This is a genomic window from Pseudomonas fluorescens (assembly GCF_902497895.1).
Taxonomy (GTDB): Bacteria; Pseudomonadota; Gammaproteobacteria; order Pseudomonadales; family Pseudomonadaceae; genus Aquipseudomonas; species Aquipseudomonas fluorescens_BP.
In genome coordinates, this window is the sequence record NZ_CABVHQ010000052.1 from 1 (window position 1) to 24,437 (window position 24,437).

Annotated in this window: 15 protein-coding genes and 1 pseudogene; 9 read left to right on the forward strand and 7 right to left on the reverse strand. The window is 59.1% G+C overall.

What is annotated here, in order from left to right; translation table 11 throughout:
* Positions 1-423 (forward strand): annotated as a pseudogene (locus F8N21_RS22225) (IS4 family transposase); the annotation flags it as partial.
* A 92-nt stretch (positions 424-515) separates the two neighbouring features.
* Here the strand turns inward: F8N21_RS22225 and F8N21_RS22230 are convergent.
* A complete protein-coding gene (locus F8N21_RS22230; RefSeq protein ID WP_150644161.1) occupies positions 516-971 on the reverse strand; it encodes a tRNA (cytidine(34)-2'-O)-methyltransferase in 456 nt (151 codons plus the stop codon).
* Between F8N21_RS22230 and F8N21_RS22235 the strand changes: the two genes are divergently transcribed.
* From F8N21_RS22235 to F8N21_RS22245, 3 genes are all read left to right on the forward strand, one after another.
* Entirely contained in the window at positions 970-1,410 is a 441-nt protein-coding gene (locus F8N21_RS22235) for a hypothetical protein (RefSeq protein WP_150644162.1), read from the forward strand. The two genes, F8N21_RS22230 and F8N21_RS22235, sit on opposite strands and share 2 nt — an antisense overlap.
* A 135-nt stretch (positions 1,411-1,545) precedes the next feature.
* A complete protein-coding gene (locus F8N21_RS22240) occupies positions 1,546-2,136 on the forward strand; it encodes a hypothetical protein (protein ID WP_150644163.1) in 591 nt (196 codons plus the stop codon).
* On the forward strand, positions 2,051-5,725 hold the full coding sequence (locus F8N21_RS22245; protein WP_412071660.1) for a dermonecrotic toxin domain-containing protein: 3,675 nt from the start codon (positions 2,051-2,053) through the stop codon (positions 5,723-5,725). The genes F8N21_RS22240 and F8N21_RS22245 overlap by 86 nt, the downstream gene beginning before the upstream one ends.
* Before the next feature lie 488 nt (positions 5,726-6,213).
* On the opposite strand, the gene ntrC is transcribed toward F8N21_RS22245, so the two are convergent.
* From ntrC to glnA, 5 genes are all read right to left on the reverse strand, one after another.
* Complete coding sequence (ntrC, locus tag F8N21_RS22255) at positions 6,214-7,653, reverse strand: nitrogen regulation protein NR(I) (protein WP_150644166.1); 1,440 nt, start codon at positions 7,651-7,653, stop codon at positions 6,214-6,216.
* Positions 7,650-8,735 (reverse strand): nitrogen regulation protein NR(II), encoded by a 1,086-nt coding sequence (gene glnL / locus F8N21_RS22260; RefSeq protein WP_150644167.1) that lies wholly within the window; start codon positions 8,733-8,735, stop codon positions 7,650-7,652. The genes ntrC and glnL overlap by 4 nt, the downstream gene beginning before the upstream one ends.
* Positions 8,736-8,996: 261 nt before the next feature.
* A complete protein-coding gene (locus tag F8N21_RS22265; protein ID WP_150644168.1) occupies positions 8,997-9,626 on the reverse strand; it encodes a DUF4124 domain-containing protein in 630 nt (209 codons plus the stop codon).
* On the reverse strand, positions 9,623-10,141 hold the full coding sequence (locus F8N21_RS22270) for a DUF4124 domain-containing protein (RefSeq protein ID WP_150644169.1): 519 nt from the start codon (positions 10,139-10,141) through the stop codon (positions 9,623-9,625). Before F8N21_RS22270 ends, F8N21_RS22265 begins: the two co-directional genes overlap by 4 nt.
* 376 nt (positions 10,142-10,517) lie before the next feature.
* Positions 10,518-11,924, reverse strand: a complete 1,407-nt coding sequence (gene glnA, locus F8N21_RS22275) for a glutamate--ammonia ligase (RefSeq protein ID WP_150644170.1) — start codon at positions 11,922-11,924, stop codon at positions 10,518-10,520.
* A 331-nt stretch (positions 11,925-12,255) separates the two neighbouring features.
* Here glnA and thiI point away from each other — a divergent pair, with 331 nt between their 5' ends.
* Positions 12,256-13,710, forward strand: a complete 1,455-nt coding sequence (gene thiI, locus F8N21_RS22285; protein ID WP_150644171.1) for a tRNA uracil 4-sulfurtransferase ThiI — start codon at positions 12,256-12,258, stop codon at positions 13,708-13,710.
* Between the two features lie 139 nt (positions 13,711-13,849).
* The gene (gene typA / locus F8N21_RS22290; protein WP_150644172.1) at positions 13,850-15,670 is read left to right on the forward strand and encodes a translational GTPase TypA; all 1,821 of its coding nucleotides are present in this window, start codon (positions 13,850-13,852) and stop codon (positions 15,668-15,670) included.
* A gap of 160 nt (positions 15,671-15,830) precedes the next feature.
* Here typA and F8N21_RS22295 read toward each other — a convergent pair whose 3' ends face one another.
* Entirely contained in the window at positions 15,831-16,271 is a 441-nt protein-coding gene (locus F8N21_RS22295; RefSeq protein WP_149416955.1) for a YkgJ family cysteine cluster protein, read from the reverse strand.
* Positions 16,272-16,536: 265 nt separating this feature from the next.
* On the opposite strand from F8N21_RS22295, the gene F8N21_RS22300 reads away from it, so the two are divergent.
* The 3 genes from F8N21_RS22300 (at position 16,537) to F8N21_RS22310 (ending at position 24,165) form a co-directional block, all read left to right on the forward strand.
* Complete coding sequence (locus tag F8N21_RS22300; protein WP_150644173.1) at positions 16,537-18,987, forward strand: glycogen/starch/alpha-glucan phosphorylase; 2,451 nt, start codon at positions 16,537-16,539, stop codon at positions 18,985-18,987.
* A gap of 196 nt (positions 18,988-19,183) precedes the next feature.
* Positions 19,184-22,795, forward strand: a complete 3,612-nt coding sequence (locus F8N21_RS22305; RefSeq protein WP_150644174.1) for a DUF2339 domain-containing protein — start codon at positions 19,184-19,186, stop codon at positions 22,793-22,795.
* Positions 22,792-24,165, forward strand: coding sequence for a DUF3999 domain-containing protein (locus F8N21_RS22310; protein ID WP_150644175.1), 1,374 nt, complete (start codon positions 22,792-22,794; stop codon positions 24,163-24,165). The genes F8N21_RS22305 and F8N21_RS22310 overlap by 4 nt, the downstream gene beginning before the upstream one ends.
* The last annotated feature ends 272 nt before the right edge of the window (positions 24,166-24,437 follow it).

Below are 24,437 nucleotides of genomic sequence, written 5' to 3' on the forward strand. Positions count from 1 at the left end.
TCGGTGCTGGACAGTGAAATCGAAAGCCTTGGTTCACCCCGGGCGGCCTTGCTGGGCTTTGCCTCGGCGATCTTGGCCTACAACGTTTTGGCCGTTCTCAAACGTAGTGTGGAGCAGGCTCATCGCGAAACGCAGGCTGAAGGCTGGGAAGCTTCGACCTTCCATCTGGCGGTGCAAGTGCGCAGTGGCTATGAGGGCATGCAGATCGCGTTGCCCTCGGATTACCTATCACTCCAAACGACCTCAGAGACTCTGGCAGAGCGTCTGTTGGCGCTGGCCAGGAATATCAAACCCAAGCAGGTCGCAAAAAGCATACGCGGTCCCAAAATCGCCAGATCCAAGGAGTGGCTGGAGGGAAAGGCTGCGCATGCTCATGTGTCTACGGATCGGGTGCTTAAGGCCCATAAAGGGAAAAGACCTTGAAAGGGCTGATCTTGAAGGCGAAAAAGATCGCAGCCTGCGGCAGCTCCTACGCCAGATTGTCGCGTCGGCCAATTATGCCGTTTGTCGCCCGACTATTTGAAGCCCAGTTGCCGCCAGCCCTCATAGACCGCTACCGCGACTGTGTTGGACAGATTCAAGCTGCGGCAGCCTTCGCGCATCGGCAGGCGCAGGCGTTGCTCGGTTGGCAGGGCGTCCAGTACTTCGGCCGGCAGGCCACGGCTTTCCGGGCCGAACAGGAAGGCATCGCCCTCGGCGAAGCTTGCATCGTGGAACGGTCGCGAGCCCTTGGTGGTGAACGCGAACAAGCGTGGGTGGCCGAGACTTTCCAGGCAGCTGGCGAGGTCCGCATGGCGTTGCAGGGTGGCATACTCGTGGTAGTCGAGGCCGGCCCGGCGCAGGCGTTTATCATCCATCTCGAAGCCCAGCGGCTCGATCAAATGCAGGTGACAGCCACTGTTGGCGCACAGCCTGATAACGTTGCCGGTATTCGGCGGAATTTCTGGTTGAAAAAGGATGACGTGAAACATGCACGGCTCCGAAGGTAAAGATGGCGTGCATTCTACGCCTGAAGCAGATCCGCGGCCGAAGCTATTGCGGCGGATGTTTTTCTCGCTGGTGATAGTCGGCGTAATGGTCGGCCTGATGATCGGCCGCCTGACCGCGCCAGAACCGACCGAACTGCAACAGGTGGATGTCGTCACGGATGGCTTGGTGCTGTGGTTCAACAATGAGCCCAAGCTGCATGGCGAACACATCGACGGCGCCGTGGCTTTACTGTTCGAGGCGACGGGCAGAGCGCAGAAGGGGCAGTTGAAGGTCAATGGCAAGGACGCGAACTGGCGGGTGCGGTCGAGCGATGGGGGGCTGTTGCTGAATGTGGTGGCGGCCCGGTCGTTGCGTGGCGAGTGGGCGGGTGGTGAGGTTGACAACCGCTGGCGGGTGGAGATTCGTTTGCGCGAAGAATAGAAAGCCGATTGCCGGCAGGGACTTTATCTTACGGCTGTCTCAGAGGTTTCCTTGATCTACCGCGTGTTTTCCGGCACTGCTTACTGGTACTGACACATAAGCTGTCAGTACCTTGACTGCAAACGGAATTGCACAATGACTGACACCATTATTACCGGAGCTGGCCGCGAGCCGCTGAACCAGGCCTTGAAAGCCGGGGTGCCATTGTCCCCCAGTGTCTACGGTGCGCAGCTGATCCGGGACAAGTGGGGTGCCGACATCGCCCCCCTGACCACGCAACTGGCGACCCTCGACTACAACTATCACGGCCATCCCGCGATCGACGGTGTACAGCAGGGCCGCGTTCGCAGTACACAGTCTCTGGTCCAGGCCCTGCTGGGCGATTACCAGGCTGTGGCCGATGACCGTTTTGGCGAAACTGCCTTCGGCTTTTACACCCCGCCAGCGATCGGGCAGACGGTGAAGATCGTCGAACATGTCGATGAGTTCGCCTATGAAGGCAATGGCAATCATGAGGATTACGAAGGCATCTATCGTCAGAGTGATCCGCAAACCTATGGGCCTGAAACGCAAATTGCCGTTCGACTTCAAGTCCCTTTACAAAACCTATCTGGCTCAAGCCTGGCCCACGGACGAGGCGATCAGGGCGGCCAAACCCTACGGTTTGCGTACCTCGGTCAAAACTGCGTTTGTCATGGCGGCATTCCTGCAGGAAAACGAGGGTAGCCTGTCCCTTGAAGGCTTGCAGTTGGCACTATTGTCGGCTGGTCTGGGCGACAATCAGATTAAGTTCGACTTCATCAATAATGCCCAACTGGAGCACAGTACTCGGCCAATGGATGAGGTCGACACCTTTCGCCTGATGCTTTATCGCTATACCGCACAGGATCTCTGGGTATTCCGGCATCGCAGCAGCGGGCTGACCTTGCTCTATATTCCGGGCAACTCTTCACCGTTGCATGAGTTTGCTGATCTCAAGGCCTTGAAGAGCTGGGTGGTGCAACAGGCCAGGGATCCGCTCAAAAAGGTCGCCCTGGTCGCGCATTTCTCCAAGGATGATCGTGAAGACGGGACCTTTCACGCCGGAGTTCTGACCGCGCTGGATGGCATGGCAATTTACCCGCTCCAGCATCATCTGACGCGAAATGCCGGTTTCTTCAACGACGATGGCTACTGGGACCCGGCCAGTTACATCAACCTGGCCGGCGAACCGAGAACCATCGATCCATTCGCCGAACTGGTTATGGTGATGAAGCAGGCTTCGTTGGCGACCGCGGAGGAAATCATCCGTGACGATGCTGATGTCAATCGAGCCAACCTGAGCGCTGTGGTCGAGCCCACAGTCAGGTGGCTCAATCAATGGGGCGCGCTGGCGCTGTTCTTTCCCGGTGGTGAGGGATTGCTCGCCTTGGCCGGCCTGATAGAGGCTGCTTACGGGATCAACGAGATCGTGGACGCCGAAGATCCCGAGCATCGAAAGGAAGGCTTGACTCGTACGGTGTTCGGTCTGCTTAACGCCTTGCCCCTGGCATTCGAAGTTGGCGGCGGTAAACCTGACATTAATGTGCCAAGCCCCGGTGAGAAGCTGCCGGAACCGGTCATCGTCGAGCCGGCGCCGATCGATCCTGGCCCTGGCGTCTCCCCGGCTCCGGGTGGGAGTGTCGACCTACCACTTGCTGAGTGGAGCCGACCCCGATTGATGCGCTGTATCGGACCTTCTGTCGAGTCTTTTTCCGAGGAAACCTTAGAGCAGGTCCGAAAAGTCAGCGGGATCGACGACAACGGCTTGCGCCTTTTGCACGCCGAGCATCGGGCCCCTCGGGGGATACTGGCGGACACCATCAGCCGTTTCAAGATTGATCAGGATTTGCAAACGCTCATTGAGCGACTAAGCAGTGGCCAACACGCACAGGTCGACTCGACGCTTGTGCAGTGGTTGACTCGCGACAAGGATTGGCCGGCGGACGTCGGGCTGCGGCTGATGGACAAGGAACGTATTGTCTGGGAATTCCGAGGCCGCGCCTCAGTCAGGCCGATCGTCGTTCAACAAGGCGATGGGTTGCTGCAAGCAGTGGTCAGACGTCTTGATACCGAGGAAATGCGAGCGCTGCTGGCTGACCAGTTGAGCGCCAAGAGCCTGCTACCGGATCTCGACACACGCGTGCAGTTACTGCGCAAGAAATTGGGGTCTATCGCCCAGCGTCAGCGCACCGACCTGTTCAAACAGCGTTACCTTGCGCTGCAAAAGACCGATAGTGAGCTACTCCTGACCCTTCGTCAGGAACACCCAGACCTGCCGAATGCCGTGCTCGAACAGATGCTGATCCGGGAAAATCTGACTGCCAGCCAAAACCTGACCCTCGAAGAAACCAAGCAACTGATGCTGCGACTGGAAACCAGGGCCCAGGAATACGAACGCAGCGTGCGCTTGGCACGAGCCTATGAAGGGCTGTTTTTGGATTCGGTCAGCAATGTTGATAGCGATACGTTGCTGCTGCATACCGTGGAGCGAATGCCCGGCTGGACCCGGAATGTGTGTATCGAGGTGCGGGAGGGTTCATTCAACGGCAATGTGCTGGACCGCATAGGCGCCAAAGGTGCGCCACAATGGCGCTGTCTGGTCAAAATGGGCAACCGCTACCAGGCTTTCGACACGTTCGGCCAGCCAGCGCACGCCGCTGAAAATTTTGCCGACGCAGTGCTGCATGCCCTGCCGGACACCGAGCTGGCCGCGCTGCGCTTGCATGCCGATGATGGCTTGCTCAATTTCAAATTCAAGATTCGCCAGCAGGCCCTGCCGCGTCAGGAGCTGGCTACCGTGCTGCGTCGCCAGGAGCTGCGAAGCCCGTTCTACGACCCGGATGATGGAGGGCTGAAGGGCGGCGGCGCGCCCGTTCCAGTTAGCGGTGAGGAATTGACCCGGGTGATCTCGAGGCTATCGGTAAAAGAGTTTTATCCATACTTCACCGATGCCCAGGCCGATGAGTTCCTGCATCGCTTCGGGGTTGGAGCGGTACGCGAACTGGATCGCTTGAAGGCTGAGTTCGAACGGCTGGAGACCGGTCTCAGGGATTGGGAGGGGCAAGTCGAGGCAGATATGGAAGCCGTGGACGGTCTGACGTTGTCCGAGGATGAACTCGATGAGGACCTCAGTGATGAAGAACTCGAAGCGATCAACGATGAGCGAATTGAAGAGTGGTTGGGCACCGAGCGAGAGTACCGACGTACGCTAGCGACCGTACTCAAGAAGCGTTTCAAATGGCAGGGTGACGAGTCGGAAAAAATCTATCTGGATGGCCAGATGGTGGGCTTCAGGTTAGATCTGACCAGGATTTCTCCTGGTAGATTGTACGGATTGCCGACCTTGGGCATGAGGTTCAGCGGGGTCGCGTCACTGGAAATATCAGGTGAGTGCGATGGCTTGGTGCAGTTCCTCGAGGCTTTCCCTGAGCTTCAGACGCTGGAATTGAGTCGGGTCAGCCTCAACGAGTTGCCTGCCGCGATCATGACGATGACCGGGCTGAGAACCCTGAAGATTTATAACGCCGAGTTGGTGCTGACACCAGCCAATGCCGGCAGCTTCTCGAACCTGATTCATTTACGGGAGCTATCGTTGGATAGTAACCCGTTGGGCAGGCCGCCGTCGGTGCTGGGCTTGTCGGAGTTGCAAAAGTTGAGTCTGTCTGACACTCGGATCACCTCGTGTCCGGTCGGCATAGCCCACACTCCTTACCTGAAGTTGCTGGACCTCAGTGGCAACCAGATTTCCCGAGTTCCAGAGTCGGTATTGCAGCAATCGCTGCTGAGTGAGACAGGGAAAATACCGAGTGGGCGAAACGTCATCCTGGACTTCAATCCGATCACTGACCGGGACACTCTGCAGCGGCTGATTGCCCACCGCCGGCGAACCGGTATCGACCTGTGGCGCAACAGCAACGCCCCTGACGTCCAGCAACCCGCCGATTGGTTGCAAGGTTTGCCGGAGCAACAGATGAAACCCAGAGCCGCTCTCTGGGCCAGGCTGGCGGGTGATCCGAAAACCGCGATGTTCGCCGAGCGGTTCAAGACCCTGGGGCAGACTCCCGAGTACCTGGTTGAACGAGAGGATTTGCAGCGGCGGGTCTGGGAGGTTCTGGAGGGCGTTGCCCGTGCGGATGAGCGTCTTCAGCACCATTTGATCAGTCTGGCCGCCAATGGCTCGAAAAGCCCGGCAGTGCTGCTGGAAGAGTTCGAAATCGCCATCAGGCAATACGATGCCTGGAAAAGTATGCCCCAGCCATCGTTCATGCTGCCGAAGCGTCCAAGATTGGAATGAATTGGGTGGTTGCGTGGCGCGGGCTGCCCGCGCCATGAAGCCAGGGTGTAAAGAAGGGGATTCTCGGCCTGCCTGTACCAAGGTCCCCAAAACGGGATGGAGCTCGTCGCTGTGAGCGTGATGAGCCCCGGGTGTAAAAGAGGGGAATCCCCGGCCTGCCTGTACCAAGGTCCCCGAAACTGGGTAGTGATTAAGCTATTGCAGAGGCCGTGCCAGTTTTTTAAAAACCGTCCAGAAAAGCTTTGCCACATCTCTGTGAAGCCCGTGTTACGGGGCTTTGGCGTTTCTGTAGATTTTGATTGCGGAGATAAAAACAAGGATTTTCAGATATCGATCCCTGCTCGATCGCAGTTCGCGACGCATTGAGGCAGTGCACGCACACCATTGCGGTGCACAAAAAGCTTCGCGGGCAAGTCGGATCGCCGCACCGCCGCTCCGACTTGCCCGCGAATGGATCTAAAGAACAACATTGTCTAGTGGATCAGTCCTTAACCTTCATCACTCTCATCATCCTCTGCGCCATCGACTTTCATCCCCAGCTCCTTGATCTTGCGGGTCAAGGTGTTGCGGCCCCAGCCCAGCAGCACGGCGGCGTCGCGGCGGCGGCCGGCGGTGTGTTTGAGGGCGGTTTCGATCATGATCCGCTCGAAGCTTGGTACCGCGCTGTCGAGCAGGTTCGATTGGCCCCGTGCCAGTGCCTGATCGGCCCATTGACGTAACGCTTGCTCCCAGTTGGTCACCGGTGCTGAGTCCTGTGGCAGGTTCAGCAGCTCCGGCGGCAGGTCGCTGATATGCACTTCGCGACCCGAAGCCATCACGGTGATCCAGCGGCAGGTGTTCTCCAGTTGGCGCACGTTGCCCGGCCACGGCAGGTTTTTCAGGTATTCCTCGGTTTCGCTTTTCAGCAGCTTCGGCTCGACTGCCAGTTCTTGCGCGGCGCGGGCGAGGAAATGCTTGGCCAGGGTCGGAATGTCTTCGCGACGATCGGACATCCGCGGGATATGGATGCGGATCACATTCAGGCGATGGAACAAATCCTCACGGAATTTCCCGGCATGAACCAGGGTTTCCAGATTCTGGTGAGTCGCGGCGATGATCCGCACATCGACCTTGACCGGGGTGTGGCCGCCCACCCGATAAAACTCGCCATCGGCCAGTACTCGCAACAGACGCGTCTGGGTGTCGGCCGGCATGTCGCCGATCTCGTCGAGAAATAGCGTGCCGCCATCGGCTTGCTCGAAACGTCCGCGACGCAGGTTGGCGGCACCGGTGAATGCGCCTTTTTCATGGCCAAACAGCTCGGACTCCATCAAGTCCTTGGGAATCGCCGCCATGTTCAAGGCGATGAACGGTGATGCCGCCCGCGGGCTGTGGCGGTGCAGGGCGTGGGCCACCAGCTCTTTACCAGTACCGGATTCGCCGTTGATCAATACCGTGATGTTCGAGTGGCTGAGCCGCCCGATAGCCCGGAACACTTCCTGCATCGCCGGCGCTTCGCCAATGATTTCCGGGGTGCGGGTCAGGGCGGGCACCACTTCCAGCAGGCCTTGCTGTTCCTGCGCGTGCTGGTTGGCGCGCTTGACCAGGGACACGGCTTCGTCGACATCGAATGGCTTGGGCAGGTACTCGAAAGCGCCGCCCTGATAGGACGCGACAGCGCTGTCCAGGTCGGAGTGAGCAGTCATGATGATCACTGGCAAGCGCGGGTGCTGTTCGCGAATCCGTGCCAACAGGTCCAGACCACTGGCGCCCGGCATGCGGATGTCGGAGATGATCACGTCCGGCTGCTGGCGAGCCAGGCGGCTCATCACGCCATCGGCGCTGTCGAAGCTTTGCGTGGTCATGCCTTCCTGTTGCAAGGCCTTTTCCAGAACCCAACGGATAGAACGGTCGTCATCGACGATCCACACGGTTTCACTACGGCTCATGTCGATGGGGCTCCTTGTTCCAGTGGCAGAAAGATCGAGAACGTGGTATGGCCTGGATGGCTGTCACATTCGATCAGGCCCTGGTGCTGGCTGATAATGTTCTGAGTAATGGCCAGGCCCAGCCCGGTACCGTCCGGACGGCCGCTGACCATTGGAAAGAAGATGGTTTCCTGCAGTTCGGCGGGAATCCCCGGCCCGTTGTCGATGATTTCGATCTTGGTCACCAGCCGATGGCGCACATGGCCGATGGTGAACTGGCGCATCGCCCGGGTGCGCAGGCTGATCCGGCCCAGACGCAGCTCGTTCTGGCTGCTGATGGCCTGCATGGCGTTGCGCACGATGTTGAGCACCGCCTGGATCATCTGTTCGCGGTCGATCAATACGTCGGGAATGCTCGGGTCGTAGTCGCGCACCAAAGTGATGCAGCCCTGGCTTTCGGCCTCCACCAGGCTGCCCACGCGTTCGAGCACTTCATGGATATTGGTCATGGCCAGCGATGGCAGCTTATTCGAGCCGAGCATGCGATCCACCAGGTTACGCAGGCGATCGGCCTCTTCGATGATGACGTTGGTATAGTCCCTGAGGCTGTCTTCCGGCAGTTCGCGAGCCAGTAACTGGGCAGCGCCGCGAATCCCGCCTAGGGGGTTCTTGATCTCGTGGGCCAGGCCGCGAACCAGCATCTTGCTGGTTTCCTGCTTGGACAGCTGGGCCTCTTCCTTGGTGATCCGCAGCAAACGGTCACGGGGATGGACTTCCAGCAGCAGCAGGGTGGCGCCATCGCTGAGGATCGGCGTCACCGCGTAATCCACGGTCAGGGTCTGGCCGGTCAGGGCGGTGAGCATCGCTTCACGTTTGGTGAACGGGTGTGCCTGCTCGACAGCCTGGCGCAAGGAACTCAGGGCTTCGGCCGATTCGGTGAACAGCTCACTGATAAATTGCCCATGACTGCGCTGGCCGCTGATGGCCAGCAGCATTTCCGCCGCCGGGTTCATGTACTCAAGGCGCAGCTCGGCGTTGAGCAGGATGGTTGCGGTGGTCAGGTTGTCGAGTAGCAAACGGTGCAGTGCGTCGCTGATGGTCATGAGTGAATTTTGACCTCTTTTGAAGCGGAGCAATCCGGGACCGGTCCCGGATTGCGCGCGCGAATTAAGCGCTGATGCGAGGAAAATGCAAAAACCAAACCAAGGCTCCGAAAAGAAGCGTTAAACCCCTGAAACGGGCGTTTTAAGCTCGATTGCGTAGCGTTTTGCCAGCCGGGCCGGGTATTTTCGAACCAAAATGGGTTGATAAGTGACCGGGGTGCAACTAATCGCACCAATATAGTGCGCAAGCCTGGGCGGCGTTTAGAAGAATGAAAATATGCCTTTCTCTTCTTCAGGTTTATCCGACAAAGGGCATTCCGGACGCTGGCCATAGTCGACAAGGCTGCAAGGTTTGACTTGGCGCTTCTGCGCCAGGGACATGCGCAGCATATGGAACGGCTGATTGGCGGTTCGCTCGACGATATGCCCTTGCTCATCGAGAATTTCCACCGCCAGATGGTGGCTGCCGCGGTCGATATTGCTCAAGGCGAATACCGGACTGGGGCCTGGAGCAGCGGTCGGCTGGCCGTCCAGCAGCAAGCGATAGCGGTGACCGCGTTGCAGACCGGGTTCATTGGTAACGCTGACAATCAACTCGCCCTCAGTGCTACGAACCGTGGCGTCCGGATCCGGCACCAGAACACGCAGCATCTGATAGTGGAGAAGGGGTTTGTCCCGGGTCTTCCTGGCGGCTGGCTCTGGAGTGGTTCTGCTCGGATTTGCTGACATGCGATTGCCCGGTGCCAATTGCACTCGTTTGGCATTACCCGGTTGCGGTTGGTCGGTGAAGACCCGATTCCTCTGGGCATCGATATAGGTGTAGACCTCGGCCACCACCGGAAGGGCGATCAGCAGCAGGCAGAGCGCGAGGGTAGCGGTGGAAGGCCTCAAGGCTTATGCACCCGTTGCACGGTGAAGCTAGCAGTCGGACTTTGTTGCACAACGGTCTCTCCATCGAGCACTTGCACCGCGAGACTGTGCTCTCCTCGATCGATATTGACCAGTTGCAGGCGCGGAACATTGCTCGGCTGGCCATAGGGCTGGCCGTCCAGCAAGAGACGCAGGCGATGCGCACCCTGCAGGCGCGGTTGCAGCGCAACGCCCACGGTGAAGGTGCCATTGTTGGCGCGCAGGGCTTCTTCGCTGGGTAAACCGGTCAACTCCAGTACTTCGTAGGCGGCACTACTGGCTTGCTCACTGGCGCTTTGTGCCGGGCTGACTTGTGGCAGGACAGGTTGCTGGCGCTCGACGCTATTGAGGGGCGGCAATTCGACAGGCTGGCTTCGGGTGCCGTCGGGCGGCTGATTGCTATAGGCGGTGTTGCCATTGGCGTCGGTGTACTTATAGATCTGCGCCGTCGCCGGAAGGGCGATCAGAAGCAGCATCAAGAGCAAACCACGACCCATAAGAGTTGACCGATAAACAAAGGCATTGGTGTGCAGCATAGGCCAAGGGGGTGGGTTGGCCCAAGGCGTTAAATATCCCGCCATAAAAACAACATGCTGAAATCCGCAAAACGCCACAGATCCAGACACAAGCGGCTGTGGCGAGCGGGCTTGCCCGCGCTGGGTCGCGAAGCGGCCCCAGAACCAGCCATCGCGTTATATCAGGTACACCGCGCGGAATGGTTTTACGACTGCTTCGCAGCCGAACGGGGCAAGCCCCCTCGCCACAACAAGTCCGTTCCCGCAAGGAGATTTGCACCAGCTCTCGAATCCCCGCCCACAAAAAAGGCCTCCCGAAGGAGGCCTCTGTTACGCCGCTTGCGCAGGCGCTACTGGATCAGCAGCTGTAGTACAGCTCGTATTCCAGTGGGTGTACGAAGGTGCGAACCTTGATTTCTTCTTCGCTTTTCAGAGCGATGTAAGCGTCGATGAAATCGTCGCTGAAAACGCCGCCTTTGGTCAGGAATGCACGACCTTTGTCCAGCTCTTCCAGGGCTTCTTTCAGGCTGCCGCAAACTTGTGGGATCTCTTTCGCCTCTTCAGGCGGCAGGTCATACAGGTTTTTGTCAGCTGCGTCGCCTGGGTGGATTTTGTTCTGGATGCCGTCCAGGCCAGCCATCAACAGTGCAGCGAAGCCCAGGTACGGGTTAGCTGCCGGATCCGGGAAGCGAGCTTCGATACGGCGAGCTTTAGGGCTGGACACGTAAGGAATACGGATCGAAGCGGAACGGTTGCGAGCCGAGTAGGCCAGCATCACTGGAGCTTCGAAGCCCGGAACCAGACGCTTGTAGGAGTTGGTCGACGGGTTGGTGAAGCCGTTCAGTGCCTTACCGTGCTTGATGATGCCGCCGATGAAGAACAGGGCGGTGTCGGACAGGCCGGCATAGCCTTCGCCAGCGAAGGTGTTCTTGCCATCTTTGGAGATGGACAGGTGAACGTGCATACCCGAACCGTTATCGCCGTACAGCGGCTTAGGCATGAAGGTCGCGGTGCGGCCGTAGGCGTCAGCAACGTTGTGTACGCAGTATTTCAGGGTTTGAACTTCGTCAGCCTTGGCTACCAGGGTGTTGAACTTGACGCCGATTTCGTTCTGGCCGGCAGTCGCCACTTCATGGTGGTGAACTTCGATGACCAGGCCCATTTCTTCCATGGCGTTGCACATGGAGGTACGGATTTCGTGGTCATGGTCGAACGGAGGAACCGGGAAGTAGCCGCCTTTGACGCCTGGACGGTGGCCGCGGTTGCCGCCTTCCACGTCCTGGTCGGACATCCACGAACCTTGTTCGGAGTAGATCTTGAACATGGAACCGGAGATGTCGGATTTGAACTTCACTTCGTCGAAGATGAAGAATTCTGGCTCCGGGCCTACGAATACGGTGTCGCCGATACCGGTGGACTTCAGGTATTCCTCGGCGCGCTTGGCGATGGCCCGTGGGTCACGGTCATAGCCTTGCATGGTCGAAGGTTCGATCACGTCGCAGACCAGGATCAGGGTCGGCTCTTCGGTGAACGGGTCGAGAACGGCAGTTGAGTCGTCCGGCATCAGGATCATGTCGGAGGCTTCGATGCCTTTCCAGCCAGCGATGGAGGAGCCGTCGAACATTTTGCCTTCTTCGAAGAAAGCTTCATCCAGCGCATCGCGAGCTGGCATGGTCACGTGGTGCTGAGTGCCTTTGGTGTCAGTGAAGCGCAGATCAATCCATTTGACGTCATGATCTTTGATGAGTTGAACCGACTTCGACATAGTGTCCTCCGGGGTGGCTTCGGGCTAGTAGTGGAGTGCCCTTAGAATGTGGGTGATGCCGGCGCGAATACTCTGCCAAGGCAACCTGCCTCACAAGGGAGCAAATTGCATGCCAGTGCCCCGACTTGGGTTTTTTGCCCCAAACTCACGCATATAAAGGTACAAGCGGGAAAAACCGGAAACTTTACGCACTGAAATGTTGCGCGCAAAAGCATAATCGCCCTATTTCAGTGCGCACAAAACCATCTGCACATTAACTGGTTAAACCTTGAGCAATTTCCGCTATAATCCGCGCCCCCCTTTTTCGGCTGGCCCTTCGCGCGCTGTTTCCATGAAACTAATCGTAAAAGTTTTCCCAGAGATCATCATCAAGAGCCGCCCGGTACGGATGCGTTTCATCCGCCAGTTGGCCAAGAACATCCGTGCCGTGCTCCGCGATCTGGACCCGGCTGTGGTGGTGAACGGTGTGTGGGATAATCTCGTGATGGAAACCCGTGTCAGCGAGCCGAAAGCCTTGAAGGACATGATGGATCGCCTGAGCTGCATGCCGGGCATCGCGCATTTCCTGCAGGTCGATGAGTACCCGTTGGGCGACTTCGACGACATCGTTGCCAAGTGCAAGCAGCACTTCGGCGATGCCTTGTCGGGCAAGATCTTTTCCGTGCGCTGCAAGCGCGCCGGCAAGCACACATTTACCTCGATGGAAGTCGAGAAATACGTCGGCAGCCAGCTGCGTCGTCAGTGCGGTGCCGCCGGAATCTCTTTAAAAACGCCTGCAATCGAAGTGCGGATGGAAATTCGCGACCAACGGTTGTTTGTGATCCATAGCCAGCACAACAGCATCGGCGGTTATCCGCTGGGTGCCTTGGAACAGACGCTTGTGCTGATGTCCGGCGGTTTCGATTCGACGGTGGCGGCCTACCAGATCATGCGTCGCGGGTTGATGAGCCACTTCTGCTTCTTCAATCTTGGCGGGCGTGCCCACGAGCTGGGCGTGATGGAGGTCGCGCACTATATCTGGAAGAAGTACGGCAGCTCCCAACGCGTGCTGTTCGTCAGCGTGCCGTTCGAAGAAGTGCTCGGAGAAATTCTCGGTAAAGTCGATAACAGTCATATGGGCGTAGTATTGAAGCGTATGATGTTGCGCGCGGCTTCAAGAATTGCCGACCGACTGGAAATCGATGCGCTGGTTACCGGTGAAGCGATTTCCCAGGTGTCCAGCCAGACGCTGCCGAATCTCTCGGTAATCGACTGCGTAACCGAGAAGCTGGTGCTGCGCCCGCTGATCGCCAGTCACAAGCAGGACATCATTGATCTGGCCAACGAGATCGGCACTGCCGATTTCGCCAAGCACATGCCGGAATATTGCGGGGTGATTTCGGTCAACCCCAAGACCCACGCCAAGCGCAACCGCGTGGAGTATGAAGAACAACAGTTCGATATGGCGGTGCTCGAGCGTGCGCTCGAGAACGCCAAACTGGTGCCGATCGATCGGGTTATCGATGAATTGGGCCAGGATTTGCAGGTCGAAGAAGTCAGTGAAGCACTGGCCGGTCAGATCGTGATCGACATCCGTCACCCGGATGCTCAGGAAGACGAGCCGCTGGCGCTGCCTGGCATCGAGGTACAAGCGATGCCGTTTTATGCATTGAACGCTCGTTTCAAGGAACTGGACCCTACTCGCCAGTACCTGCTGTATTGCGACAAAGGCGTGATGAGTCGCCTGCATGCCCACCATTTGCTCAGTGAGGGGCATGCCAATGTGCGCGTTTATCGACCGAGCTAAGAGCCCGGGGCTGTATGCCTGTGGCCTGCGTCACCGGCCCCCCGACGCCGCCGTCAAGCTTTAACGGCAAGGCCTGACTCTACTGAAAATCGCTGCCACGACCTGTCAGCACACCGAATCCTCTGATCGAGATACACAAGTGATCGAAAATCTACGCAACATCGCCATCATTGCTCACGTTGACCATGGTAAGACCACCCTGGTAGACAAACTCTTGCGTCAATCCGGCACCCTGGAGCGCAACGAGCTCAACGACGAGCGCGTGATGGACTCCAACGACCAGGAGAAAGAGCGCGGTATTACCATTCTGGCGAAAAACACCGCCATCAACTGGAACGGCTACCACATCAACATCGTGGATACCCCGGGCCACGCCGACTTCGGCGGCGAAGTAGAACGCGTAATGTCGATGGTTGACTCCGTTCTGCTGCTGGTTGACGCTCAAGACGGCCCTATGCCGCAAACCCGTTTCGTGACCCAGAAGGCCTTCCAGGCTGGCCTGCGTCCAATCGTGGTGATCAACAAGGTTGACCGTCCAGGTGCACGTCCGGACTGGGTTCTGGATCAGATCTTCGACCTGTTCGACAACCTGGGCGCTACTGAAGAGCAGCTGGACTTCCAAGTCGTTTACGCTTCCGCGCTGAACGGTATTGCCGGTCTTGAACACACCGCCATGGCGGAAGACATGACGCCGCTGTACCAGGCGATCGTTGACCACGTTCCGGCTCCAAAAGTCGACCGTGAAGGCCCGTTCCAGATGCAAATCTCGGCACTGGACTACAACAGCTTCCTGGGTGTTATCGGCGTTGGTCGTATCGCTCGTGGTCGCGTCAAGCCGAACACTCAAGTTGTGGCCATCGACGTTGACGGCAAGCGCCGTAACGGTCGTATCCTCAAGCTGATGGGTCACCACGGTCTGCACCGCATCGACGTTGATGAAGCAGCTGCCGGCGACATCGTCTGCATCAGCGGCTTCGACCAGCTGTTCATCTCCGACACTCTGTGCGACCCACTGAACGTCGAAGCGATGAAGCCGCTGACCGTTGACGAACCTACCGTTTCCATGACCTTCCAGGTTAACGATTCGCCGTTCTGCGGTCGTGAAGGCAAGTTCGTCACCAGCCGTAACATCAAGGAACGTCTGGACAAGGAACTGCTGTTCAACGTCGCCCTGCGCGTTGAAGAAGGCGACACCGCCGACAAGTTCAAAGTCTCTGGCCGTGGTGAGCTGCACCTCTCGGTACTGATCGAAACCATGCGTCGCGAAGGCTTCGAAATGGGCGTTGGTCGTCCGGAAGTGATCATCCGTCTGGTTGACGGCGTGAAACACGAACCGTACGAAAACGTCACCATCGATCTGCCGGAAGAATCCCAGGGCGCGATCATGGAACAGATCGGTATCCGTAAGGGCGACCTGACCAACATGGTTCCGGATGGCAAAGGCCGCGTTCGCCTTGAGTACAACATCCCGGCTCGTGGCTTGATCGGTTTCCGTAACGAGTTCCTGACCCTGACCTCCGGTGCAGGCATCCTGACCTCGATCTTCGACCGTTACGACGTGATGAAGTCCGGCGATATGTCCGGCCGTCAGAACGGCGTGCTGGTTTCGGTTGCTACCGGTAAGGCTCTGACTTACTCGCTGGAAACCCTGCAGGCTCGTGGCAAGCTGTTCCTGGGCCACGGCGAAGACGTGTATGAAGGTCAAATCGTCGGCATCAACAGCCGCGACAACGACCTGGGCGTCAACCCAACCAAAGGCAAGAAGCTCGACAACATGCGTGCTTCCGGTAAAGACGAAACCATCGCACTGGTTCCGCCTATCCGCTTCACTCTGGAGCAAGCTCTGGAATTCGTTCAAGAAGACGAATTGTGTGAAGTGACGCCTAAGTCCATCCGTCTTCGCAAGAAGATCCTGGGCGAAAGCGAGCGTACCCGCGCTGCCAAGAAAAGCGGCAACTGAGTTACGACTTAGTTAGCGCTTGAAAAAAACGCCCCCGACCGCAAGGTCGGGGGCGTTTTTGTTGTCTGGAGCAAAAATCAAAAGATCGCAGCCTTCGGCAGCTCCTACGGGTGTACATCAATCCTATGTAGGAGCTGCCGAAGGCTGCGATCTTTTCAGGTTAAAACTTTTCCAGCGTCCGACGGCTACTGCTCGTCTCACGCGCCACTTCCTTCGGCTTATAGGCGCAATACCCCGGCCGCGGCCCGATTTTCGGGTGGTTGCGGCAGGTATCCGGACGCTTTTCATAAATAGTGCACAGACGACTCTTACGATCCAGGTACAGGCAATCGTTGTTGCTCATGCGCTGGAGGGTGAAGATCTCGGACTTCTGGTTGTAACGCTCGACGATCCCTTCCTTCTGCAGGCGCTTGGCGATGTTCTTCGCGGGCTCGCCGCGCTCGAATTCATCGACGATGCCAATACGGATCAGATCCTTGATCTTGACCTCGACCGGCAGCGTGCAGCAGCTGGACACGCAGGAACCGCACATCGGCGCAGAATACTTGGCCCAGGTATCGAGGCGATCGATCTCTGCGGCAGCGATCAGGTTGGACTTCATCATCTGTTGTTACCAGGGGGTGTATCAGGGCGCGCGATGATACCGGGGTTGGTGAAGGTGTGAACAACCATTTGCCGGTTTTTTATCCAATCCAGGGGATTTTGACCTGAACGGCACGGCATCTGCATCTTTTCAGGGCGTATCGGCCGGAGGAAAATGTTTACCTGGGTAATTGCAGAAAATGCCGAACCGGAACCTCTGCCTCGTGTCAGACCGACTAGGCTCAGACAATTCCATGCCGTCTATCTCGCTCGAGGTTGTATTGATGACTCAGGAACCACTTGTTCGTGAAGCAGAGGTGGCCGCATTTCGCGACGCTGTCTTGACCAAATTGACCTATGCAGTGGGTAAAGACCCGGATCACGCGTTTGACCATGACTGGTTCGAAGCCATTGCTTTGGCAGCGCGGGACCATATGGTCGAACACTGGATGGACCATACGCGGCAGATCTATCGCAAAGGCCAGAAGCGCGTGTACTACCTGTCGCTGGAGTTTTTGATCGGCCGTCTGCTCTACGACAGCCTGAGCAACCTCGGCCTGCTGGATGTGGCGCGCGAGGCGATGACCGAGCTGGGGGTAGATCTTGAGCGCATCCGCCTGCTGGAGCCGGATGCGGCGCTGGGTAACGGCGGCCTTGGGCGATTGGCCGCGTGTTTCATGGAGAGCATGTCGACCCTCGGCATCGCTGGCCATGGTTACGGTATTCGGTATGAGCACGGGTTGTTCCGTCAGGCCATTGTCGACGGCTGGCAGCAGGAGCAGACCGAACACTGGCTGGACTTCGGCAACCCTTGGGAATTCGAACGGCCTGAGGTGATCTACCCGATCGGCTTTGGCGGCGGTGTCGAGACCGTGATGGATGAAACCGGCAAGACCAGGCAAGTCTGGTGGCCGGCGGAAACCGTACGGGCAGTGGCCTACGACACGCCCGTGGTCGGCTGGCGCGGTGCCAGTGTCAACACCCTGCGCCTGTGGCGGGCGCGGGCCATGGAAGACCTGCACCTGGAGCGCTTCAATGCCGGCGACCATCTGGGCGCCGTGGCCGAAGTGGCGCGGGCGGAAAGTATTTCCCGCGTGCTCTATCCCGCGGACAGCACCGAGGCCGGCCAGGAGTTGCGGCTGCGTCAGGAGTATTTCTTCGTTTCGGCGTCGTTGCAGGATTTGTTGCGCCGACACAAGAACATGCATGACTCGGTGCTGAGCCTGGGCGACCACGCCGCGATCCAGCTCAACGATACTCACCCCTCGATTGCCGTGGCCGAGCTGATGCGCCAGTTGCTCGATTTGCACGACATCCCCTGGGATGCGGCCTGGCAGGTCACCGTCGATACGCTGTCCTACACCAACCACACGCTGCTGCCCGAAGCGCTGGAAACCTGGCCGGTAGGGCTGATGGAACGGATGCTGCCGCGGCACATGCAGATCATTTACCTGATCAACGCTCATCACATCGACTCTCTACGGGCCAAGGGCATCCACGATTTCGACGTGCTGCGCGCCGTGTCACTGATCGAGGAAGACAATGGCCGCCGGGTGCGCATGGGCAACCTGGCGTTCCTCGGCTCCCACAGCGTCAACGGTGTTTCCGGCCTGCATACCCAATTGATGCGCAGCACGGTGTTCTCCGAACTGCACAAGCTTTACCCGGAGCGGATCAACAACAAGACCAACGGCATCACTTTCCGCCGCTGGTTGTACCAGGCCAATCCGGAACTGACCTCAATGTTGGTCGATGCGTTGGGTCCCAAGCTGCTGGATAACGTTGAAGAGCGCTTGATCGACCTGGAGCCGTTCGCCGAGAAGGCGGCGTTCCGCAAGCAATTCGCCGAGCAGCGGCTGCACAGCAAAAGAGCCCTGGCCAATATCATCCAGGAGCAGTTGGGCATCACGGTCAATCCGGAGGCGATGTTCGACGTGCAGGTCAAACGGATTCACGAATACAAGCGCCAGTTGCTCAACCTGCTGCACACCGTGGCGTTGTACCAGGCGATCCGCGCGGAGCCGGAAGTCGACTGGGTGCCGAGGGTGAAAATTTTCGGCGGCAAGGCCGCGGCCAGTTATCACCAGGCCAAGCTGATCATTAAACTGGCCAATGACATCGCGCGCACCGTGAACAACGACCCGACCGTGCGCGGCTTGCTCAAGGTGGTGTTCCTGCCCAATTACAACGTGAGCCTGGCCGAGAGCATCATTCCCGCAGCCGACCTCTCGGAGCAGATATCCACCGCCGGTTTCGAGGCGTCAGGCACCAGCAACATGAAGTTCGGGCTCAATGGCGCCCTGACCATCGGCACGCTGGACGGAGCCAACGTGGAAATGTGCGAGCGCATCGGCGCCGAGCATATGTTTATCTTTGGTCTCAGCGCCCAGCAGGTCGAAGCGCGGACACTCAACGCCGAGTTCAGCGCCGTGCCCGATATTGCCGCCTCCAATCGACTCGGGGACGTGTTGCAAGCGATTCGCAGCGGGGTGTTCTCGCCGGATGATCCGACCCGTTACACCGGGTTGATCGATTCGCTGGTCGACCATGACCGCTTCCTGGTCTGCGCCGACTTTGACTCCTACTGGAATGCTCAGGCCCGGGTCGAAGCCCACTGGCATGACTCGAAAGAGTGGTGGCGCTCGGCGGTGCTGAACACTGCCCGTATGGGTTGGTTCTCGTCCGACCGGACGATTCGTGAGTACGCGACGGATATCTGGAAGGCGCTGGAGTAACTTTTAGGCGCGGTTTGTCTGGCTCGATATACTAGCGTCCGGGGAAAGATCGCAGCCTGCGGCAGCTCCTACGGTCCGTGTTCACAGAAATTTTTGGTGAGCGCGGTCGTTGTAGGAGCTGCCGAAGGCTGCGATCTTGGCGATTCGGGCTGTGCCAACCCTTTCCGGTTGGCCCTTGCGCTTAGGGATATCGACCATGCAATGGATGTTCATGCTGATTGGGCTGGTGCTGGGCTGGATGCTCGATGAGTCCTTCAGCGATGCCTTGCTGGGGGCCCTGATCGGGCTCGGTGTCGGGCTGACGATCCGCCTTGCAGGTCTGAGTTCGCAAGTGGTGCAGCAACGCCAGCAGCTGGAACTGGCGCAGAAGGCTTTAGCGGCTGTCGAGCAACGCCTGACACTGCTTGAAGAATCTGGAATCAGAGCTGCCGAACCGACCGCTACCCGCGAAGCTGTCCAACCCTATTCCCCTCCCGAAATTGTCTTGAACGAAACGCCGGAACCGACTTCGGCATCTTTGCGTACGGCTCCCGAACTGGTTTGGGATTGGCCGGCCGAGCTCGAACGCGAGCAATTTGCCGTCTCAGCGGAATCGAGCGGAACATTGCCAGTCGATGCCTGGAAGCCAGAGCCCGCTGCCAGCGAGCCGAGAAAACCGTCAGGCCCCCGTGAACCGAACCCGATCGAACGCGCCATGAGCAGTGCGCGCAACTGGTTGTTCGGTGGTAACACCGTGCTGCGGGTCGGTGTGGTGCTGTTATTTCTCGGGTTGGCGTTCCTGCTGCGCTATGCCACCGAAGGCATGGTGGTGCCGATCGAGCTGCGTTACGCCGGGGTTGCCGCTGGTGCCCTGGGCTTGCTCGGGCTGGGGTGGTGGCTGCGTCTGCGCAACAGCAACTACGCGCTGATGCTGCAGGGCACCGGGATCGCGGTGCTGTACCTGACGGTGTTCGCCGCCATGCGCCTGCATCCACTGCTGGATCCGACTGCGGCATTGGGATTGCTGGTGGCGGTCACGCTGTTCTCGGCGATTCTGGCGATCACCCAGGATGCCCTGGGCCTGGCTGCGGCGGCGGCCCTCGGTGGCTTTGCCGCGCCGATCCTGACCTCCACCGGTGCTGGCAACCCTGTCGCGTTGTTCAGCTATTTCGCCTTGCTTAACGCCGGCATCCTGGCGATCGCCTGGTTCAAGGCCTGGCGCTTGCTCAACCTGATCGGTTTCATCGGCACCTTCGGCATTGGCTTCGCCTGGGGACTGCGCTCTTACTCACCGGAACTGCTGTGGAGTACCGAGCCGTTCCTGATTCTGTTCTTCCTGATGTACCTGGCAATCGGGCTGTTGTTCGCAAGGCGCAAGCTGCTGGAGCTGAGCGGCACACCAGAAGACGCCAGTCGCGAAGCGCTGCTGCACTGGTCAGCGCGCAAGGGCGATTACGTTGACGGCACTATGCTGTTCGGCCCGCCACTGGTTGGCTTCGGCTTGCAGTTCGCGCTGGTCCAGCATCTGCAGTTTGCTGCGGCGTTCAGCGCGCTGGTGCTGGGCATCGTCTACATGGGCCTGGCTCGATTGCTGACCGGTGGGCGAGCGCTGTTACTGGGGGAAACCTGTCTGGCGCTGGGGGTGATTTTCGCCACCCTGGCCATTCCGCTGGGGCTGGATGCGCGATGGACGGCGGCGGCCTGGGCAGTTGAAGGCGCGGGGATTTTCTGGCTCGGCCTGCGTCAGCAGCGACCTTTGGCGCGGACGTTTGCCTTGTTGCTGCAAGTAGGTTCGGCACTGGCGTTCCTCAGTGAGTTGCGGGTTGGCGAGACCAGCTTGCTGGATGCGGCGCCGTTGGGGGCGCTGATGCTGGGCGCAGCCTTGCTGTTCAGTTTCTATCAATTGCGCAAGGCCCTGCCCGAGCAAGCGTCGAGCCGGGAGCGTAAAGCGCTGCCGGTGCTGGCCTGCGGCGGTCTGGCATTCCTGTACTTGCTGGCGCCATTGTTTTTCTTCACCCCGGGTACTGCTATCAGTTGGGCGCTGGCGGGGTTGGCGACCCTGTTCGTCGGCCTGCGCCTGCAATCGCGGACGTTCCTGTTCAGCGCTTTCGCTGTGCAATTGCTCGGTGGTGGGTTGTTCCTGCTGCGGCTGCAAGGCGCACAGGGCGACGCTGCGGTGTTCAGTGCCGGCTGGAGCGGTTTGTTCAGTGCATCCTTGATCGGCCTGGCGTTAATCGGCGGCATGTTGCTGGCGGCACGTGATGACATGGTGCGCAATGACCTGCGGCTGCTGCGCGGCCTGTCGCTGGTGTTGCTGCTGGGACTGGTGCTGATCAACCTGGCGGTGTTGTTTGTCTTGCCATGGCAAACGGCGAGCGCGGTGTGGGCCGTCAGCGGTCTGTTGATCATCTGGTTGAGCCTGTACATGCAACAGCGTGTGAGTTTTGTCTTTGGTTTGCTGTTGCAGGTGATTGGCGGTGCGGCGTTCCTGATTACCGGGGCCGATCTGCTCGGGCCGTTGTCCAGCGAAGGCTTGCGGCCACTGGCGCATGGTGGGTTCTGGACGCCGATGGTGCTCGGGTTGGCGGCACTGGTCGGCGCCTGGCGCTTGCAGACTGGCGGTCATGCAACGGCCTTCAATGCCTTGAGCTTGCAGCGTTTGTCCGAACTGCTACTGGTGTGGGGCGCGGCCTGGTGGGCGCTGGCGTTGTTCAGTGAAGTGTTGCGCTTTGCACCGGCGGATCTGCAGGCTACGTGGTTGCTCGGCGTCGCGGCGCTGAGTGGGGTGCTGTGGTGCCTGTCGGCCTTGCGCTTGAAATGGTCGGCGCTGGGTCTGCTCTGCACCTTGCTGGTGTTGGCAGCGAGTCTGGTGTTGGTCGCGGCCTGGCACACTCGTTATCACCCTGCGGCCGATTTCGGCTGGTTGGCGTGGGCGGCGGTGTTTGTCGTGCATTTCTTCGCGTTGCGGCGCTTGGCGCCAATGCTGCCTGCTGCGGCCTTGAGCACCGCCCATGTACTGGGTTGCTGGCTGCTGATTGGCGTACTGGCGCTGGAGCTGCGTTACGGCCTGCTGCGGTTATCCGAGCACTACAATGCCTGGCGCTGGCTGGGTTGGGCGATTCTGCCAAGTCTGTACCTGATGCTGATGGCCGCACCGCGCACTTGGCCATGGCCGGTATCGAGCTATTCCTGTGAATACCGTGTGTACGCGGCATTGCCACTGGCATTGCTGATGCTCGGCTGGTTCTGGCTGGCAAACATTGCCAGTGACGGTACCGCCGAGCCGCTGCCCTATGTGCCGCTGCTCAACCCGCTGGAGCTGGGTTTGTTGTTCGCCTTGTTCGGGGTTTATGCCTGGTCGCGTAGTGCGCTCACGCAATGGGCCATTCGCGCCGACTATGCCGAACCTGCCACGCAACTGGTGGCTGGCGTCTCGCTGTTCGCCTTCTTCACCGCATTGGTGATGCGCAGCGCTCACCATTGGGGCGGTGTGCCGTTCGAGCTGGACGCGCTGCTGCCGTCGATGCTGGTGCAGGCCGGGCTGTCGATCGTCTGGACGCTGATTGCCTTGAGCCTGATGATCGGCGGCCATGTGCGTCACCGTCGCGAAGTCTGGCTGATCGGCGCGGCATTGATCGCTGTGGTGGTCGCCAAACTGTTTTTTGTCGAGTTGAGTAACCGTGGCGGGCTGGCGCGGATCGTATCGTTTATCGGCGTAGGGGTGCTGCTACTGGTGGTGGGCTATTTTGCGCCGCTGCCGCCCAAGCGTGCCGAAACCCGGCCGGCTACTGTAAAACCGGTCAATGAATCTGAGGGAGTGTCGTCTTGAGTCAGAAGCTGAGCCTGGGTTGGTTGGGGGCTGTCGGGTTGTGTGCGGCACTGTCGGCCAATGCCCAGGAGAAACCGGGGGATTTCACCACCCAAATGCCGTTGACCCTGAGCGGCGAGGGTCCGTGGTACCGCCTTGAATTACCGCTGGCGGTGCAACTGAACGCACGTCAGACCGATCTCGGCGACGTGCGGGTGTTCAACGCTGCTGGTGAAGCCCAAGCCTACGCGTTGGCCCGGGAGCAGGCGCAGACCAGCGAAAACCGTGCCCTGACCGACGTTAAATGGTTTCCGCTCTACAGCTCGACGGATGCCAGCGATGCCACCCCGAGTATCCAGGTGAAATCGAGTGCAAACGGCACCTTGGTTGAAGTCCGGCCCTCCAGCCAGATTGAAGCCGGCGAGGAAGTGCTGCGCGGCTGGTTGCTCGATGCCAGCGCAATCAAGGCACCCCTGCAGCAGTTGATTCTCGACTGGACCAGCGAGCGGGACGGCTTCCAACGCTTCAGCATTGAAGCCAGTGACGATTTGCAGCATTGGCAATCGTGGGGCGAAGGGCAGGTGGCACGCCTGTCGTTTGCCGACGAGCAGATCGAGCAGCATGAGGTCGGTTTGTCAGGGCTGTCGGCGCGGTATCTGCGTTTGCTGTGGGACACCCCGCAGTCGGCGCCGATTCTCACTGCAGCCCAATTGGAAAGCGCCAGTATCAACAGCCTGCCGCTACCCTTGGTCTGGTCGCAGCCGCTGGCCGGGAGTAGCGTGAAGGCGGGCGAATACACCTGGCAACTGCCAACGGGCCTGAGCATCGAGCGCTTGCGGGTCGAGCTGAACCAGGCTAACAGCCTTGCTCCCGTTACCTTGTATGGCCGCCGCGAGAGTAGCCAGGCGTGGCAGCTGTTGAATAGCGGATTGCTCTATCGCCTGAACCAGAATGATCAGGACGTGGTACAGGACGAATTGCAGCTGCCGGGTCAGACCGTCCAGCAATTGAAACTGGTCGTCGACGAGCGTGGTGGAGGCCTGGGCGCTGAAGCCCCGGCCGTACACTTTGCTGTGCGGGCGACGCAGTTGGTGTTCCTGGCTCGCGGTACAGGGCCTTTTACCCTGGCACTGGGCAGCCCGGCGGTGAAAGCGGCGAATCTGCCGTTGCCGACCTTGATTCCGGATTACCGTGCTGGGCGTCTGGCGGCTTTGGGTCAGGCAAAAGTGCACGGTGGTTCATTGGTCTCCCAGCCGACCACGGTGACTCCACCGATTATCGCGGGCACCGAGTGGAAGAAAATCGGTTTGTGGGCGGTATTGCTGCTGGGTGTGGTTTTCCTCGCGGCCATGGCGTTCAGCCTGTTGCGCAAACCTGTGGCGAAAATCTGAAACTTGGCGCTGCGCACCCAATCGCGAGCAAGCTCGCCCCCACAGGAGTCCGTGTCGGCCATCAATCTTCTGGCTGACGCGAAACCTGTGGGAGCGAGCTTGTTCGCGATAGCGTTCTGTAAGCCAGCAATGAGCTTGAAACTGCCGGGGATCTTGCGCCACCTTCGGTCGGTTTCGGTCTACGCTCAACCCGATACATGAACTCTATGGGGCGTATCACGTCTGATAAGAGGAAAGTCGCCCCGACTCGCGTTAAACTGCGCGGGTTTTTA